Below are 16,013 nucleotides of genomic sequence, written 5' to 3' on the forward strand. Positions count from 1 at the left end.
GGTTGGCGTGAATCTGTGCTATGCTTTTGTTTAAAGTGACAGTTCATTTCACACGTGCAGTCAAGCCAACCAGCAGACAGGGAAGATCATGCTAAAAACATCCAAATATCTTGTTTGGTCGATAACGGCATTATTTGTGATTTATTCCTTTTGCCTAAGTACAGCCTCAGCTGTTTTTGCAGAATCCATCAAACAATCACTGCATGCCGATGATATCAGTGTATCCTTTGCATTTAGTGGGTTTATACTCGGTTTTGCGTTCATGCAAGTTCCAGCCGGTTATTTACTGGATAAATTCAATGCACGCTATATCGTAAGTACAGGCATCTTTATTTTGGGAACAGGTAATGTTCTGATTTCTTATGCCAATAATCTGACTTTGTTCACCCTGTCCAATTTCATTCAGGGAATTGGGGCATCCTTTGCATTTATTTCTGCCGCAGTATTAACCGCTCAATGGTTTTCAGAAAAACAGTTTCCAATATTATTTGGGTTAATCCAGGGCGTCTCATGCGCGTCAGCAGGCATTATACATTATGGGTTTACTCTGGCATTAACTGCATACAGCTGGAATGACATGTACCGTATTCTATCGGGTTTTGGATTTTCATTATTCATCATCTCTTTATTATTTATAAAATCCCCCAAAGAGTATAAACGAGAACAACATTGCTCCCTAATCCAGTCCCTGATGTCTGTTTTAAAAAGCAAACAAATACTTTTGTGCTCTATTGCGGGTGCAACATCCTTTGGGGTGCTTCTAGCTTATGCTGGTCTTTGGTATCTTAAAATTCAGATGTATTACTCTATCGCCAATAATCAGGCAATGATAATAAGCGCTATGATATTTCTGGGTATTGGTGTGGGAACCCCCTTTCTTGGCTGGTTATCCAATAAAATAGAATCACGGAAAAAGGTTATCCATATCACGCTATGCCTGGGCACCATGATGTTATTACTTGGTATTTATTTACCTCAATTTGAGGTAAATACTCTCATCATTATTCAAATCATTTCATTTTTTATCGGATTTTTTCTCTCGGGATCCATGCTGTTTTATACCCTGGTCAGTGAATTGTCTACAAACGCTACAAGAGGAGTCGCGATAAGCGTATTAAATACTGTTGTGTTTTTGTTTAATGCCGTGTTGATGTTCCTTCCTTTTTTATTTATTACCGCACTATCACCAGATTTTTTTACTTATCTATGGATACTGCCTTTCTGTATTCTGATTTCTATATTGCTGCTTTATTTTATAGAGGACAGTTCTCCATCTTAATTCACAGGGAGCGATAACATGAATGATACAACAGCATACCGAGGTTCACTGTTCTATTTTAAGGATACAGCGACAATTACTAATGTACCTGTGAATAAAGACAAACAATCAAATGAAGAGTGTCATTATGTGTATATTGAAGATGGACTTCTAATTGTAGAATCGGGACTAATTGTTGATGCGGGTAGTTATAGTGATTTAAAACATAAAGTTAAAGACATCAATCTTGTACAGTACACCGGTAAATTAATTACTCCTGGATTTATTGATACGCACCAACATGCATCGCAAAGCGCCATTGTCGCTGCCTATGGAGAACAATTGTTGGAATGGCTGGAGAATTATGTTTTTCCAGCTGAAAGCACCTACATTGACGATGATCATGCGCGACAAGATTTAAATTTCTTTCTGGATCAATTATTAAAAAACGGCACGACGACCGCCGTATCCTATGGTCCTTTATTTTATAGTGCAACGGATGTTTTTTTTGAAGAATTAACCAATAGAAATATGCGTTTCATCACCGGCAATATACTCATGGATATCAATTCACCTGACTCTCTAAAACTGACGTCAGAACAAAATTACGATAATTGCAAACAATTGATTACGAAGTGGCATAATACCAATAGGCTTTCATATTGTATTTCCCCTCGTTTCGCCCTCTCCTGCTCTCAACAAATGTTGGAACTTTGTGGTGCATTAAAAAGAGAAAATCCGGATTGTTACATCCAGACCCATTTAGATGAAAATTTAAAAGAAATTGCCGAAGTTAAAAAAATGTACCCATGGAGTAAACATTACATGGATGTGTATGACCATTTTGGACTGGTCACTGATAGAACCGTATTTGGTCACTGCATACACACAACGGATCAAGAACTGGAGTTATTTAAAAAGTCAGGCGCAATAATATCCTGGTGCCCCTTGAGTAATAATTTTCTCGGCAGCGGATTATTTAATTTTGGCAGAGCGGTTCAATACACGGACAAAATTACTATGGGAACAGACTGGGGCGCTGGTAATTGTCTTTCCATGTTCGCAGTACTGGATGATGCCTATAAGGTTTCCATGCTCAATAATGTCCAATTACCCAGCATGATCCGTTGGTACCTGGCCACCTTAGGCGCAGCTAAAGCCCTCCATCTTGATGACAAAATTGGTACTTTTTCCCGGGGCAAAGAAGCCGATTTTATCGTAATAGATGCCAATGCGACTCCGTATTTAAAATACAGGTGTGAGAAAGTTAACGATATTTTTGAGTTCCTTTTTGTTTTAATGACTCTGGGATCTGAAGAAAATATAAAGGCAACCTATATCTATGGAAAACCGGCATATATCAAAGAATCTTAAAATTAAATTGCAGGCTCTTCGCGGTGGAAAGCACAATAAAACAACAAAACAGTTCATTGGGCATCGCAGGTTTTCAACAAGCGATGCCCAATGCTTCATTATTTAAACATTATCATGTTATTCAGGAACAGAACGCTCTTCTTCAAAAAATCGTACCTGTCCGGTTTTAATGTCATGCACCCCAGCAACAATCCCAACTTTTTTACTTTGAACCAAATCCCTCAATATAGGACTTCTGGCCTGAATTTCTCTGACAACATTTAAAGCATTAGCCTGGGCAATAGCATCCACTAATTGGGCATCGTTGCAATTTTTAGTCCCAAGGGAGGTCATACTGGGTTGCACAGCAGGTTGAATTTTATTCAATACATCAGTTAAATGCCCTAATTTAACGTCTTTGCACGCTCCGGAAACAGCGCCACAAGAGGTATGCGCCAAAACCACAATCAATCGAGAACCAGCAACCGCAGAGGCGAACTCCATACTGCCCAGGATGTCGTCATTAACCACATTACCGGCAACACGTAAGGTAAACAAATCAGCTAATCCTTGATCAAAGATCAATTCAGGCACACTGCGTGAATCCATACAATTAAGTACAACCGCAAAAGGAAACTGACCATACGACGAGATTTTGGCCTGTTTTAAATAATCACGATAAATCTGTTTATTGGCCAAAAACCGTTGATTCCCCTCTTTCAATCTTAATAATGCTTGTTTAGGGGACATTTGTTGCTGCTTTTCCTGACTTATGGTCTTGCCCATAGGAATCGCTTCGCTTGATGTCGCATGAGCCAGATTATTGGAAATCCAGATGACACTGCAAGCTAAAACCATAATTTTTAATACGATATGATACATTAATAAACTCCCTCTCATTAATTTTCATTGTAACGAAATTTATCATAACGTTAACCCGCACGTTTTTGCAAAGGTAGAATATCAATTTATACTTTTATTTACTCCACTCTAACCCCAAAATCTTGTTGGAAAGTAGATTAACTACCACCTATTGTCCCTGTTTCCATTTCACGTTACAGTCGTTATCCGAATTAAATTATGGAGCAAACATGTTAAGGAAAATCCAATTACTTGGCGCAAGCCTGATTATTTTGTCGGCCTCATCTGCACATTCAGGATTTTATGCCGGAATGGGAACCGGTTCAGATACAGTTGATGTCGCAATGAGATCTCGTATTACAGGACCAAATCCAGGACATCCTGCAAATTTCGATGTAATCAATAAATCTCACGCATCAGCAACAGGTATTTTTGGCTCTCTGTTTGCTGGATATGGCACACTTGCCTATAAAAACTTTTATTTTGCTGCAGAAGCTAACGGTACTCTGAGTGCTACTCAATCAAACAGCTATAATTTTGAGTTCATCCACAACACGTTCTCACATACCGTAATCAAACTGAAAAACACCATCGGTATCAGCATACTTCCTGGATATCAATACTCATCTGATACACTTTTTTATGGACGTCTTGGACTTACTAGCGGCAGATTCCAAGTCAATACTACTGACATTTCACTGGCAAATTTTTCCAAAAAAAGAACGGGCTTTCGTTATGGCCTGGGAATCAACCAGAACATCACCAATCGACTGGCTTTACGAATGGATTACAGCCGTATCACCTATAATGATACCAATACCAGTACCTTCGATCCCGTCGGAGTAGTGATCAAATCGACGCAAATGACTCCGAACGAGCAATTAGTTGAATTTGGCTTAGTATTCAATTTTGCATGATTCTCATGCACCACAACCGAGTGGATGACTGCTTCAGTACCCACTCCAATCTCATGAATACAATGGAATTCATGCTCCAGGAAGACCTGACATGTTTTAATTCTTTTTGCTTTTCTACCCAGAGTGCCCAATTAATATATTGCAATAACTACCCCCCTAATTCATAATCAGGGTCTCAAATTTTATGGGGACATTATGACAGCATCGTTACTCGATGGACGAGTATTATCATCCCTACGCCGAAATGAACTAAAAATTAGAGTGCAACACCATGTTCAACAAGGGCAAAGAGCACCTGGATTGGCAGTAGTACTGATTGGAACTGATCCGGCATCTACTATTTATGTCACTAACAAACGAAAAGCCTGTGAGGAAGTAGGCATCACCTCCCATTCTTACGATTTACCGGCTGAAACCAGCCAACAGGAATTACTTCAGCTCATTACAGAATTAAATGACTCTGATCTGATTGATGGAATATTAATTCAGCTGCCATTACCGAAGCATATTAATGAAACCGAAATCATAGAACACATCAAGCCTGAAAAAGATGTGGACGGTTTTCATCCCTATAACTTGGGAAGACTGGCACAGCGAAATCCATTATTGAGGCCATGTACCCCATTGGGCATAATGAATCTTTTACACCATTATCAGATCGAGGTTAAAAGAAAACATGCCGTAGTCATCGGCGCATCAAACATAGTCGGCAGACCAATGAGTCTTGAGTTATTGCTTGCTGGTGCGACCGTAACTGTCTGTCATAAATTTACGCAAAATCTGCACAAGCTGGTTCAAATTGCCGATATGGTCGTTGTAGCAACAGGAAAAATGGATGTCATCGATGCCGAATGGCTTAATGAAGGTCAAATACTCATTGATGTCGGGATGCATCGTTTAAGCGATGGCACTATTAGAGGTGATGTTGATTTTAACAAAGCAGTAAATAAGGTAGCCTGGATAACTCCTGTTCCTGGTGGTGTCGGTCCAATGACCATCGTTTCATTACTTGAAAACACCATGCTGGCAGCAGCAAAAGCCCGGGGATGAAACTTATTTATCCAGTTCATCCCAATCAAATTCACCGCTTAACTCATCGAAATCATCTTTAAATTCATCTCTCAGGCGCTTTCTTTCCAATCGGTCTTCGAGCATACGCTTGACTCTTTTTTTCTGATTCATGTCGTCGATGTCATCATCAAAGTTATAGTCAGAAAACGATTGATCATCAAATTCCTCATGTAAACTCATTTCACCCTCCTTTTGAGTGTCTACAAGAAAAGTATAGTGCACAAATTTAAAATACGGTAATGGGTACTGATTTGCTGATTTCAAGTTATATGAAGCTTTTTTTTCCTGTTTAAAGCCAAATTCTCGACTCTTAAAACTATCGTTCAGGGCGCCTGATTAATAAACCATCCCTCAATACAATACAAAGACCAAAACAGTTATTACGTGAACTATCAGGATTCTGCTATACTCGGCAAAACTCTCAAAACAAGTACTCATTTATGCTGAGCTATCAACATGGATACCATGCGGGCAATTTTGCCGATGTTATCAAGCACGTGACGTTAACCCGATTGTTATCGTACTTGATAAAAAAAGATAAACCACTGCTATATCTCGAAACACATTCGGGTAAAGGGCAATATGACTTAAGGGATAAACAGGCAGAAAAAACCGGTGAATACAAACAGGGAGTTCAATTAATCTGGCCCGATCGCAAACAGCTCAATCCGGTATTTAAAGGCTATTTCGATACCATCAAATCCATGAATCCTAAAGATGGATTAAGACATTATCCCGGCTCCCCTTACTTCGCCATTCAGACATTACGCATGCAGGATAGATTGTATTTATGCGAACTTCATCCAGCTGAATTCGAAGCACTGGATCAGATGGCTCATTTCAATAAAAAAGTGCATACCAGCAACTCTGACGGTATTTCCAGTATGAAGGCATTGTTACCTCCGCCTGAAAAGAGAGGCTTGATTTTTATTGATCCCTCATTTGAGCGCAAGGAAGAATATAAAGAAATACCTTCCGCCATAAAACAGGCTTTTAATAAGTTTTCCACTGGGGTTTACTGTCTTTGGTATCCCGTGGTGAATAGAAAACTAACCGAACAACTGATTAGAGGTATGAAAGAGATTGAGGCGAATGAAGCATTAAGAATTGAGTTTAATCTGACTCTAGCCCCTAAAGACGGGATGACTGGGTGTGGATTATGGATAATCAATCCGCCCTTCACTTTAGCTGCGGAACTTAAAATCGTACTGGATACGCTCAGAACCTATTTTAACCCAGGTGTATCCTCTTACATCATTGAACCTTTTTCAAAACAACACGAGAAATAAATGATAGAAGTGATCCCTATACCTGCATTTTCTGACAATTATATCTGGGCCCTGACCGGTGATAAATCCGGGGTATTTGATTGTGTCGACCCTGGAGAGGCAGAACCGGTCCTGGATTTCGCCAAAACCAACCAGTTAAAACTTCGCACTATTTTTTTAACTCACCATCATAATGATCATATAGGCGGGGTAAATGAATTGCGCAGAGCCTTTCCTGATTCTATTGTGTACGGCCCAAATGACTCAAGAATCTCTTACCTGACCCACACAGTTCATGAACATCAAACCATTCCCCTGGAAACGGCAACAATTCATGTTTTATACAATCCAGGGCATACATCCACTCATGTGAGTTATTATGAACCTCAGCAAGGATGGTTATTTTGCGGGGACACTCTGTTCTCTGCAGGTTGTGGTCGAGTATTTGATGGCACTATGGAGCAATTGCATCACTCATTGAATTTGTTTAAAAAGTTACCTGAATCCACCAAAATCTATTGTGGCCACGAATACACACAACAAAATCTCAGATTTGCACTTACTGTAGAACCTCAAAATCAGGACATTGCCGACTATCTAAATCAGCTTGTTCATCAAAAAATAACATGTTCCCTGCCATCTAATTTGGGGCTGGAACTGTCCGTTAATCCTTTTCTTCGAACTGATAAAAAGGGAGTAATTGAATATGCTCTCAAGCATGGAGCTAACTCTTCTGATTCACTTGAAGTCTTTGGCGTGCTGAGACAGCAAAAAAATTCATTTCAATAGAAAGTCAATAAGCATTAATTCTACACCATATGTATGTATTAAACCCAAAAAGGGTTTAATACTTCACTATTTTTTAGTAAACTGTTCAGCCAATTATGAGTACAGGTAACGCCATTGAAATTTAACTCATTGATTATAAGAATTTTTTGGTCATATATCCTCATCTTTATCTGCATTTCAAACGGTTCAATTGCTCGAGGAGCACCTGATGTCTGGGATGTGCTGCGTAGTGAATTTACCCTGAGTCATGAAATAACACGCCCGGAAGTTCAGGAACAAATCAGATGGCTGGTCGCTCATCCAAGTTATTTAAATAAAGTCAGCAGACAATCAGAACCGTATATTTATCATGTCGTTGGTGAAATTAAAAAGCGTAAATTACCAGGAGAGCTTGCACTCATTCCGATGGTAGAAAGTGCCTACGACCCATTTGTCTATTCAGGAGCAGGAGCTGCTGGGTTATGGCAGTTAATGCCCAAAACCGGGAGCGAATTGGGATTAAAACAAGATTGGTGGTTTGATGGACGACGCAGCATTAGACCATCAACTGATGCCGCACTCAATTACTTGCTCTATTTAAATAAATTTTTTAAGGGTAACTGGATATTGGCTATCGCTGCTTATGATTGCGGAGAAGGAACTATCGCACGAGCATTAAAATCTACAGTAAGTCATAGTCGATCCAGTAACTTTTGGAATTTGCCTGTTCCTAGGGAAACTAAGCTATATGTCCCTAGATTGCTTGCCTTGGCTGAAATCATTAAAAACCCGGGACGTTACAAAGTGAGTTTACCCAGCATTCCCTATTTACCTTATTTCGAAGAGGTCAACATAGGTAGTCAAATTGATTTGAATCATGCGGCGAAACTTGCAGGGATCAGTTATACCGAATTAAAAAAACTGAACCCAGGATATAATCGTTGGACAACAACGCCCTATAAGCCTTTTAAATTACTCATACCGACTGAAAAAGTAGAACGATTTAACCTGAATTTATCCAATATGCCAGAAGATCAACGAGTGAGCTGGCCAAAACATCAAGTACAAAAAGGCGACAGCCTCGATTCTATTGCCGCTCGATACAACACAACGGTCAAGTTAATCAAACAATTAAATCAGCTTACTACGAATAGCGTGAAACCGAATCAAGCCATCTTAATACCAAGCAATAAAAAACCTCTTTCGGTTGCCAAAAGAGAAGCTCCCGCTGCAACTTCTTTGCCATACCAATTATCTAAAACTAAAAACCAGAGAGTGATTCATACAGTAAAAGCAACAGATACCTATCAAAAGATTCAGAATACTTATGGAGTCACGATTAAAGAAATCAAAAGCTGGAATAAACTGACAACCAATAAACCCTTACGGTCAGGACAACATCTAGTTATTTGGAAAAAGGTTAAGCAGCCAGCAATATATATTGTAAAAAGGGGAGATAGTTTAAGCCTTATTGCCAAACAGCATCAAACTAAAGTGAACTCGCTTCTCCATTTAAATCCAGGCCTTGGAAAAAATAAAACACTTCGCTTGGGACAAAAAATATTGGTGGGATAACCAATGCGAATGAACTAAGGCGTGTTTATAATCAACTATTTCTCAGTTAAGCCTGGTTGCTCGCAACTGAATCTTATACACATCTTCACAAACCAGTCCGGTTTTACTTTATGGATCCCGCGGTCTTCGCCGCGGGATTTCGAAATGAAGCATGAACTCACATATCATGCGAATTCCCGCGGCTTTGACCGCGGGATCCCGTGTTTTAGCACAGCCATCCTGGTTCTGCGATCAAATCCGCTAGTCGTAGGCAAGATGTGATCAAGAGACAGTTGCTCGCAACCAGGATTTTATGCACCAACTATAAGCTTCGATTTAGACGCTAGAGAAACCATGATCCTGTTTGCGAGCAAACAGACTACAATACCGCCAACAAGTCGCGGCACGTAGGCTTTGGAGATGAAATGTAAACATGCCCTATTGAAAAATGCTCAGTTAGAATTTGTGATTTACTGAGAACTCAGCACCATAATTGATAAGTTTCTGATCAGTTTTGATTCGCAAGATGAACTTGTGGCTATCAAAATTGCACCTGAAAATGAACTGAAAAATACATTACTCCCAACCATAAAAACAGATAATGCCTGAAATTGTCATTTATAATTTATTACACTGAAGTTAAAATCGAAGTATTAATTGTTGATTTAATATGCAATTTTTATTAATACTCAAAAATTTATTGATTTATTTTATCTTTCCGGTATGAAGCTTGCAGGAGTGTACTAAAACTTGTGTTATACTCTTAATATCTTATTAATCAATTAAATAATATGAAATTACTGTTTGATTTTTTCCCCATAGTTTTATTTTTTATAGTTTATAAATTTTTCGGAATTTATATAGCTACTGCTGTTGCCATGATTGCCTCAATTAGTCAGGTTGTTCTTTATCGATTAAAATTCCAACAATATGACAAAATGCAAGTATTCAGCTTGGGAATTATTGTGGTCCTTGGCGGTGCCACTCTGTTTTTTCAGAATCCCTGGTTTATCAAGTGGAAGCCAACCGGAATTTACTGGCTATCTGCTTTAGTATTCTTCAGTTCCAGTTTTATCGGTTCAAAGCCTATTATTCAAAAAATGATGGAGGCCAATGTTAAGCTGTCCTCTAAAATCTGGCACAGGCTTAATTTTGCCTGGACTCTGTTTTTTATTTTAATGGGTGCGTTAAACCTTTACGTTGCTTATTACTACGATACAGATGCCTGGGTTAATTTTAAACTCTTCGGTGGAGTTGGATTTACATTATTATTTGTACTGATACAAGCTTTTTATTTAACAAAACACATGGATGAGAATGCGCTGGAAAAACAATAATATACAATAGAGTCTTCATCTAAAAAGATGAAATTAAAGTAGGAGCTGCGATGAGATTATTACTTGTTGAAGATGATGAACTACTTGGCGATGCTGTGAAAACGGGGTTAACACAGTTTGGATATATTGTTGATTGGTTAAAAGATGGTGAAGCAGCTCGCGCCGCATTAAAATCTGAATCATTTGAGCTAATCATTCTGGATTTGGGATTACCCAAGTTATCAGGTTTATCCTTATTACAAAGTACCCGACATGATGGTAACAGTACACCGGTTATCATTTTAACTGCTCGTGAATCCGTAGAAGATCGCGTAAAAGGTCTTGATAGCGGTGCTGATGATTATCTCATTAAACCTTTTGATCTGAATGAACTAAGCGCCCGCATTCGAGCGTTGGTAAGACGTTCTCAAGGTCGGGCAGATTCCGTTTTGCAATATAGAAACATCACACTTGATCCTGCTGCACATTCAGTTTTGGTCGATGACGTACTCGTGAATGTACCACGTCGAGAGTTTGCTTTGTTGCAAAAACTCCTTGAAAATAGCGGTCAGGTTTTATCTCGTGAACAATTAATGCAGAGTATCTATGGCTGGGAAGAAGATGTAGACAGTAACGCTCTGGAAGTGCACATACATAATTTGCGTAAAAAATTGAACGCAAATTTTATCCGCACTATTAGAGGCGTGGGCTACATGGCTGAAAAAAATGATGGTGTTCTTATATCGTGAAATCTTCTATACGAAAATTTCTATTAATTAACCTGCTATTGGCCATAACGATCACCACCACGCTGACCGCCATCGGTAACTACTACCTGGATCAAAAGGATATTCAAGATCATCTAGATACCTTAATGGCTATTTCCGCTCTCTCATATCAAGCCTTGCTGGGAGATGATCTGCACCAGCGCCCTCTCATAAAAATACAGGATGCTCTAGAAACTATTCCTCAAAAAATTGATGCCTATTATCAAAAACGATTTTTAAATGATGAGCCCCCTGAAAATTATCTTGATAAGTTTAATTTTCAAGTTTGGACAAATGGAGGAAAATTATTATTACATTCTTCTACTGCACCAAAGGTTCCACTAACCTCGGAAATAGATGGGTTCAGTGATAAAAAAATTGCAGATCAAAATTGGCGAGTATTCACAACCTACAATGATAAAGCCGGCATTCGTACCGTATTGGCTGAGCGCTATGATACACGTAATGAACTCGGGCATCGAATAGCTCAGGATGATCTCTACATTATGCTGCTTACCTTTCCTTTATCAGGATTATTGATCTGGATTATTATTGGCAGAGGATTAGACAGCCTTGATAAAGTTGCGGAAGAAGTGGCTAACCGGGCTCCCACTCATTTGGAACCAGTGGATTTACAAGAAGTTCCCGAAGAAATTAAGCCAGTAATCGATGAGCTTAATAAATTATTTTATCGGCTTAAAGAAGGGTTCGAAAGAGAAAAACGCTTTGCAGCTGACGCAGCCCATGAATTAAGAACGCCGCTTGCCGCTCTCAAGGCTCAAGCACAAGTGGCTCTAAACTCCACTGATATCGAAGAAAAGAATCAAGCATTGCAAAAATTAATTGGCAGTGTAAATCGCAGTACTCATATAGTTCAACAGTTGTTAACCATGAGCCGACTCGTACCGGAAGCAACCAGTTTTCATGATGAAGATGAGGTCAATTTAAGCAAATTGACTCGAGAAATATTAGCGATGCTGGCACCATCAGCAGTTGAAAAACAAATTGAACTAGAATTTGAAAGCGAAAACAACATACCAAAAATTCAGGGAAACCCAACAGCATTAGGCATTCTGATTCGTAATCTGGTAGATAATGCTATTCGCTATTGTGGGGAAAATGGACGTGTTATTGTACGTCTTATAAGACAGAATAATGAGCTGATTCTTGAAGTTGCTGATAATGGACCAGGAATTCCACCTGAATTACAAGCTCGTGTTTTTGAGCGATTTTTTAGAGTACTGGGAAATAAAAGTCCTGGAAGTGGTCTTGGATTAGCTATAGTACAACAGATATGTGAACTTCATGGAGGCCGAGTTGTTCTTGATTCACCCAAAACAGGTACTGGCCTCATTGTAAAAGTATACTTACCGCTAAAATACAGAGTTGAGTCACGCCCTTAAGGATAGAATTTTTAGCGATTCACGAATGAGCTGTTCACAAGTTTTGGCTCCATCATCTATTTTATTCACCACTTTCAATGCTTCCTGTGGTTTATAGCCTAAAGCTTCCAAAGCACTGATGGCCTCATCCGGGCTGCTCATCTGATACTTTTGTTGCGGCAAGGATTCCGTTGGAGCGTCGCCAAACTGTTTAATACTATCTCTCATTTCAACAACAAGCCGCTCTGCAGTTTTTTTACCTATACCCGGTAACTTGGTTAAAAGTGCTGCATTTTCCTGATAAATACATTGAATAAACTCGTTTGGAGAAATACTGGATAGAACGGCCATTGCCAATTTCGGACCGACTCCATTCACTTTAATCAATGCACGGAACAAAGATCGTTCCTGCTTGTTCAAAAATCCATAAAGCAATAAGGCATCTTCGCGAACTACGGTATGAATATGCAGGCTGACAGCAGTAGAAGAACCTTCGAGTTGAAAAAAGGTATTTAATGAAGTTTCAACATCATAACCAACGCCATTGACATCCAGGACTATCTTTCCCGGTTGATGTTTATCTACAATATGCCCATTCAACCAACCAATCATCTCGTTCGCCTCCTTCGTGTGTAACCCTTTTTGCCTACAGCAGCTAAGCCAGTTCGCATATGACTGTGACATATTGCAATTGCCAATGCATCCGCCGCATCATTTTGAGGCGCACTGTTCAGCATAAGCAAATGCACCACCATATGGTTTACCTGATCCTTTTCAGCAGCACCATAACCAACGACTGTTTGTTTGACTTCCCTTGCTGAGTACTCACTGATTTTAATCCGGTGAGAAGCAGCGGCAACCATTGCTACTCCCCTCGCCTGCCCCAGTTTTAACGCCGAGTTAGGATTCTGATGCATAAATACTTGTTCTATGGCAACTTCCGATGGTGAATATTCATCCATTAATTGACAAATACCATCATAAATCTGCAATAATTTCTGACTTAATTCTCCATCAGGGGAAGTGCGAATGCATCCGCTATCAATATATTGGATAGTGCGGTTTGTTTCTCTGATTAAGCCGTATCCAGTAATCCGTGATCCGGGATCTATCCCTAATATTACAGTCATTAATTCATTGATTCTAATAAGTTTTCTGAAAACTCAGCATTGCTATAGACCTCTTGAACATCATCCAGGTCTTCAAGCATGTCGATTAATTTAATCAAAGATTCAGCAGTTTCATCATCAATGGCAATCATGGTTTGTGCGCGCATGGTCAAATGAGACTGTTCAATCTCCAGATTAGCATCCTGTAACGCGGTCAGAACACTGTGATAAGCTTCAACGGGGGTGATTACTTCAATTTGTCCTTCTTCAACGTTAACATCAGAAGCTCCTGCATCTATGGCAAGTTCCATAACCAGGTCTTCAGACTGGCCAGGTGCCATAAGAATCTCACCTTGGTTAGCAAACAGGTAGGAAACTGAGCCATCAGTTCCAAGATTTCCACCGTGCTTCGTAAATGCGTGACGTACTTCAGATACGGTTCTGTTTTTATTATCGGATAAACAATCAACCAGAACAGCAATACCGCCGGGGCCATAACCTTCATAACGCATCGCAACCATGGCGTCACCATCCAAACCACCTACGCCACGCTTGACCGCATTATCAATGGTATCGCGTTTCATATTCGCGTTAAGCGCCTTTTTTACAGCATCACGTAGTCGAGGATTTGTTGACTCATCTCCTCCTCCCATACGAGCTGCGACGGTAATTTCACGAATTAATTTAGTAAATATTTTGCCTCGTTTAGCATCCTGCACGCCTTTACGAAACTTAATATTTGCCCACTTACTATGACCTGCCATTACTCCACCTCAAGACAAAAAATTTATTACTCCGATTATACATCGCTCCATCATTAAAAAGAACGCCTAAAACATCATTCACTCTCGACATTTTGAACTTTTTTAGACTATGCTAGCCTGTTTGATAAAAAACCTTAAAGGAGAAGTACAGTGTATATGCAAGGATTTGGTAATTATCATCAAAGTGAAGCCGTTAATGGTGCATTACCCTTAAATCAAAACTCACCGCAGCACTGTAATTTGGGTCTTTATGCAGAACAATTAAGTGGCAGTGCCTTTACACGTCCCAGACACAACAATCTTCGCAGCTGGTTATACAGAATACTGCCCTCAGTGGCTCAGGGAATATATTATCCCTATGAACGTAACATCACTCATCCATTTATCGAAGAACAGTCGCCCAATCCATTACGCTGGTCGCCTTTGTACACCAGCTCACAGATTCAGTGTAATTTTATCGACGGTTTATTTCATATTGCGGGTTCGAGCAAGGTCAATGCATATATTTATCATTGCAACCAATCCATGGTAGACACCTATTTTTCGAATAATGATGGAGAATTGTTATTCGTACCCTATCATGGTGAAATCAATCTGCATACTGAATTTGGCACACTTAATTTGTGCCCTGAACTCATTGCCGTCATACCGCGTGGTGTCAAATTTAAAGTAGAAGTATTAAGCCAGCAAGCAAAAGGTTATCTTTGTGAAAATCAGGGTAACCCCTTAACTCTTCCCCAGCTAGGCCCAATTGGTGCCAATGGATTGGCGAATCCTCGTCATTTTCAATATCCTGTCGCATCGTTTGAGCAAAACACTAAAGAAAGCACCTTGGTATGCAAACATCAAAATAAATTATGGTTTGCTGTCAGCGATCACTCCCCTCTGAACGTTGTTGCCTGGCATGGAAACTATGCCCCTTACAGCTATAATTTAAGCCTGTTTAATACCATAAATACCGTAAGCTATGATCACCCCGATCCGTCCATATTCACGGTACTTACCTCTGAAAGCGACACTCCGGGAGTAGCTAATTTGGATTTCGTCATTTTTCCGCCACGCTGGATGGTGGCAGAACATACATTTAGACCCCCGTATTTTCATCGCAATTGTATGAGCGAGTTGATGGGCCTGATACGCGGGGAATATGATGCCAAAAAAGAAGGTTTTTCTCCCGGTGGGATCAGCATACATAATGGTATGACTCCACATGGCCCCGATCATGAATCCTATAATAAAGCCTCTACGATGGAGCTAAAGCCTGAGTATTATGATTCTTTGGCATTTATGTTTGAAACAAAAGATGTTTGGCTGGTTACGGAACAGGCTATCCATAACCCGGCATTTCAAGCAGACTATGCTAAATGCTGGCAGGGGTTTAAAGTAGATTTTAAGACAGAATAACAACACCGGAATAGTCTACTGAAAAGTCTAACGCACTCCCCGCTCTTCCAATTAGCCTTAAGTTTTTCTTGACGAAATGCTAATTGGAATTCCCCGCTTTCGCGCACTACTGTCCGGTAAAAGAAGAAATAGTTGAGCGTCCTTGATAAAGCGCTAAGATAGCGCCCTAAATCCCCATTTAGGTCAAGGACGTACAGTGAAAGATACCGTTTTTCAAGAAA

Annotated in this window: 16 protein-coding genes; 11 read left to right on the forward strand and 5 right to left on the reverse strand. The window is 39.8% G+C overall.

Translation table 11 applies throughout. The features are described from left to right. The first annotated feature begins 88 nt into the window (after nt 1-88). A complete protein-coding gene (locus tag ELY21_RS14345) occupies nt 89-1,279 on the forward strand; it encodes a nitrate/nitrite transporter (protein WP_127110587.1) in 1,191 nt (396 codons plus the stop codon). A gap of 18 nt (nt 1,280-1,297) precedes the next feature. Then, on the forward strand, nt 1,298-2,632 hold the full coding sequence (gene guaD / locus ELY21_RS14350; RefSeq protein ID WP_127110589.1) for a guanine deaminase: 1,335 nt from the start codon (nt 1,298-1,300) through the stop codon (nt 2,630-2,632). A 117-nt stretch (nt 2,633-2,749) separates the two neighbouring features. Here the strand turns inward: guaD and ELY21_RS14355 are convergent, their stop codons facing one another. After that, a complete protein-coding gene (locus ELY21_RS14355) occupies nt 2,750-3,493 on the reverse strand; it encodes a carbonic anhydrase family protein (RefSeq protein WP_127110591.1) in 744 nt (247 codons plus the stop codon). Nucleotides 3,494-3,702: 209 nt separating this feature from the next. Between ELY21_RS14355 and ELY21_RS14360 the strand changes: the two genes are divergently transcribed. Beyond that, complete coding sequence (locus tag ELY21_RS14360; protein WP_127110593.1) at nt 3,703-4,389, forward strand: outer membrane protein; 687 nt, start codon at nt 3,703-3,705, stop codon at nt 4,387-4,389. 195 nt (nt 4,390-4,584) lie between these two features. Further along, nucleotides 4,585-5,439: a bifunctional methylenetetrahydrofolate dehydrogenase/methenyltetrahydrofolate cyclohydrolase FolD gene (gene folD, locus ELY21_RS14365; protein ID WP_127110595.1), complete on the forward strand. Its 855-nt coding sequence runs from the start codon at nt 4,585-4,587 to the stop codon at nt 5,437-5,439. Between the two features lie 3 nt (nt 5,440-5,442). Here folD and ELY21_RS14370 read toward each other — a convergent pair whose 3' ends face one another. Continuing rightward, nucleotides 5,443-5,640 (reverse strand): hypothetical protein, encoded by a 198-nt coding sequence (locus ELY21_RS14370; protein WP_127110597.1) that lies wholly within the window; start codon nt 5,638-5,640, stop codon nt 5,443-5,445. Nucleotides 5,641-5,900: 260 nt separating this feature from the next. On the opposite strand from ELY21_RS14370, the gene ELY21_RS14375 reads away from it, so the two are divergent. From ELY21_RS14375 to ELY21_RS14405, 6 genes are all read left to right on the forward strand, one after another. Then, entirely contained in the window at nt 5,901-6,749 is an 849-nt protein-coding gene (locus ELY21_RS14375; RefSeq protein WP_127110599.1) for a 23S rRNA (adenine(2030)-N(6))-methyltransferase RlmJ, read from the forward strand. Nucleotides 6,750-6,752: 3 nt separating this feature from the next. Further along, nucleotides 6,753-7,517 (forward strand): hydroxyacylglutathione hydrolase, encoded by a 765-nt coding sequence (gloB, locus tag ELY21_RS14380; RefSeq protein WP_127110611.1) that lies wholly within the window; start codon nt 6,753-6,755, stop codon nt 7,515-7,517. 114 nt (nt 7,518-7,631) lie between these two features. After that, complete coding sequence (locus ELY21_RS14390) at nt 7,632-9,071, forward strand: LysM peptidoglycan-binding domain-containing protein (RefSeq protein ID WP_127110601.1); 1,440 nt, start codon at nt 7,632-7,634, stop codon at nt 9,069-9,071. Nucleotides 9,072-9,841: 770 nt separating this feature from the next. Beyond that, on the forward strand, nt 9,842-10,387 hold the full coding sequence (locus ELY21_RS14395) for a septation protein A (protein WP_028384421.1): 546 nt from the start codon (nt 9,842-9,844) through the stop codon (nt 10,385-10,387). Between the two features lie 50 nt (nt 10,388-10,437). Beyond that, complete coding sequence (locus tag ELY21_RS14400) at nt 10,438-11,115, forward strand: response regulator (RefSeq protein WP_028384420.1); 678 nt, start codon at nt 10,438-10,440, stop codon at nt 11,113-11,115. Next, entirely contained in the window at nt 11,112-12,536 is a 1,425-nt protein-coding gene (locus tag ELY21_RS14405; protein WP_127110603.1) for an ATP-binding protein, read from the forward strand. Before ELY21_RS14400 ends, ELY21_RS14405 begins: the two co-directional genes overlap by 4 nt. Here ELY21_RS14405 and ruvA read toward each other — a convergent pair. The 3 genes from ruvA to ELY21_RS14420 are packed head-to-tail and all read right to left on the reverse strand — an operon-like array spanning nt 12,525 to nt 14,388. Further along, nucleotides 12,525-13,127 carry a Holliday junction branch migration protein RuvA gene (gene ruvA / locus ELY21_RS14410; RefSeq protein ID WP_127110605.1) on the reverse strand — a complete coding sequence of 201 codons (603 nt, stop codon included), beginning with the start codon at nt 13,125-13,127 and terminating at the stop codon, nt 12,525-12,527. The two genes, ELY21_RS14405 and ruvA, sit on opposite strands and share 12 nt — an antisense overlap. Next, nucleotides 13,124-13,645 carry a crossover junction endodeoxyribonuclease RuvC gene (ruvC, locus tag ELY21_RS14415; protein WP_127110607.1) on the reverse strand — a complete coding sequence of 174 codons (522 nt, stop codon included), beginning with the start codon at nt 13,643-13,645 and terminating at the stop codon, nt 13,124-13,126. Before ruvC ends, ruvA begins: the two co-directional genes overlap by 4 nt. Then, nucleotides 13,645-14,388, reverse strand: a complete 744-nt coding sequence (locus ELY21_RS14420; protein ID WP_028384416.1) for a YebC/PmpR family DNA-binding transcriptional regulator — start codon at nt 14,386-14,388, stop codon at nt 13,645-13,647. The genes ruvC and ELY21_RS14420 overlap by 1 nt, the downstream gene beginning before the upstream one ends. Nucleotides 14,389-14,538: 150 nt before the next feature. On the opposite strand from ELY21_RS14420, the gene hmgA reads away from it, so the two are divergent. Next, the gene (gene hmgA, locus ELY21_RS14425) at nt 14,539-15,792 is read left to right on the forward strand and encodes a homogentisate 1,2-dioxygenase (RefSeq protein WP_127110609.1); all 1,254 of its coding nucleotides are present in this window, start codon (nt 14,539-14,541) and stop codon (nt 15,790-15,792) included. The last annotated feature ends 221 nt before the right edge of the window (nt 15,793-16,013 follow it).

This window comes from Legionella sp. km535 (assembly GCF_003990085.1).
In the GTDB taxonomy this organism is placed as follows: domain Bacteria; phylum Pseudomonadota; class Gammaproteobacteria; order Legionellales; family Legionellaceae; genus Legionella; species Legionella moravica.

Bases quoted from the DNA above. Each gene is read 5' to 3' on its own strand.
- ELY21_RS14345 (WP_127110587.1), top strand. From the start codon at position 89: ATGCTAAAAACATCCAAATATCTTGTTTGGTCGATAACGGCATTATTT.
- ruvC (WP_127110607.1), bottom strand. From the start codon at position 13,645: ATGACTGTAATATTAGGGATAGATCCCGGATCACGGATTACTGGATAC.
- ruvA (WP_127110605.1), bottom strand. From the start codon at position 13,127: ATGATTGGTTGGTTGAATGGGCATATTGTAGATAAACATCAACCGGGA.
- ELY21_RS14400 (WP_028384420.1), top strand. From the start codon at position 10,438: ATGAGATTATTACTTGTTGAAGATGATGAACTACTTGGCGATGCTGTG.
- ELY21_RS14355 (WP_127110591.1), bottom strand. From the start codon at position 3,493: ATGTATCATATCGTATTAAAAATTATGGTTTTAGCTTGCAGTGTCATC.
- ELY21_RS14360 (WP_127110593.1), top strand. From the start codon at position 3,703: ATGTTAAGGAAAATCCAATTACTTGGCGCAAGCCTGATTATTTTGTCG.
- ELY21_RS14395 (WP_028384421.1), top strand. From the start codon at position 9,842: ATGAAATTACTGTTTGATTTTTTCCCCATAGTTTTATTTTTTATAGTT.
- ELY21_RS14370 (WP_127110597.1), bottom strand. From the start codon at position 5,640: ATGAGTTTACATGAGGAATTTGATGATCAATCGTTTTCTGACTATAAC.
- ELY21_RS14375 (WP_127110599.1), top strand. From the start codon at position 5,901: ATGCTGAGCTATCAACATGGATACCATGCGGGCAATTTTGCCGATGTT.
- folD (WP_127110595.1), top strand. From the start codon at position 4,585: ATGACAGCATCGTTACTCGATGGACGAGTATTATCATCCCTACGCCGA.
- guaD (WP_127110589.1), top strand. From the start codon at position 1,298: ATGAATGATACAACAGCATACCGAGGTTCACTGTTCTATTTTAAGGAT.
- ELY21_RS14420 (WP_028384416.1), bottom strand. From the start codon at position 14,388: ATGGCAGGTCATAGTAAGTGGGCAAATATTAAGTTTCGTAAAGGCGTG.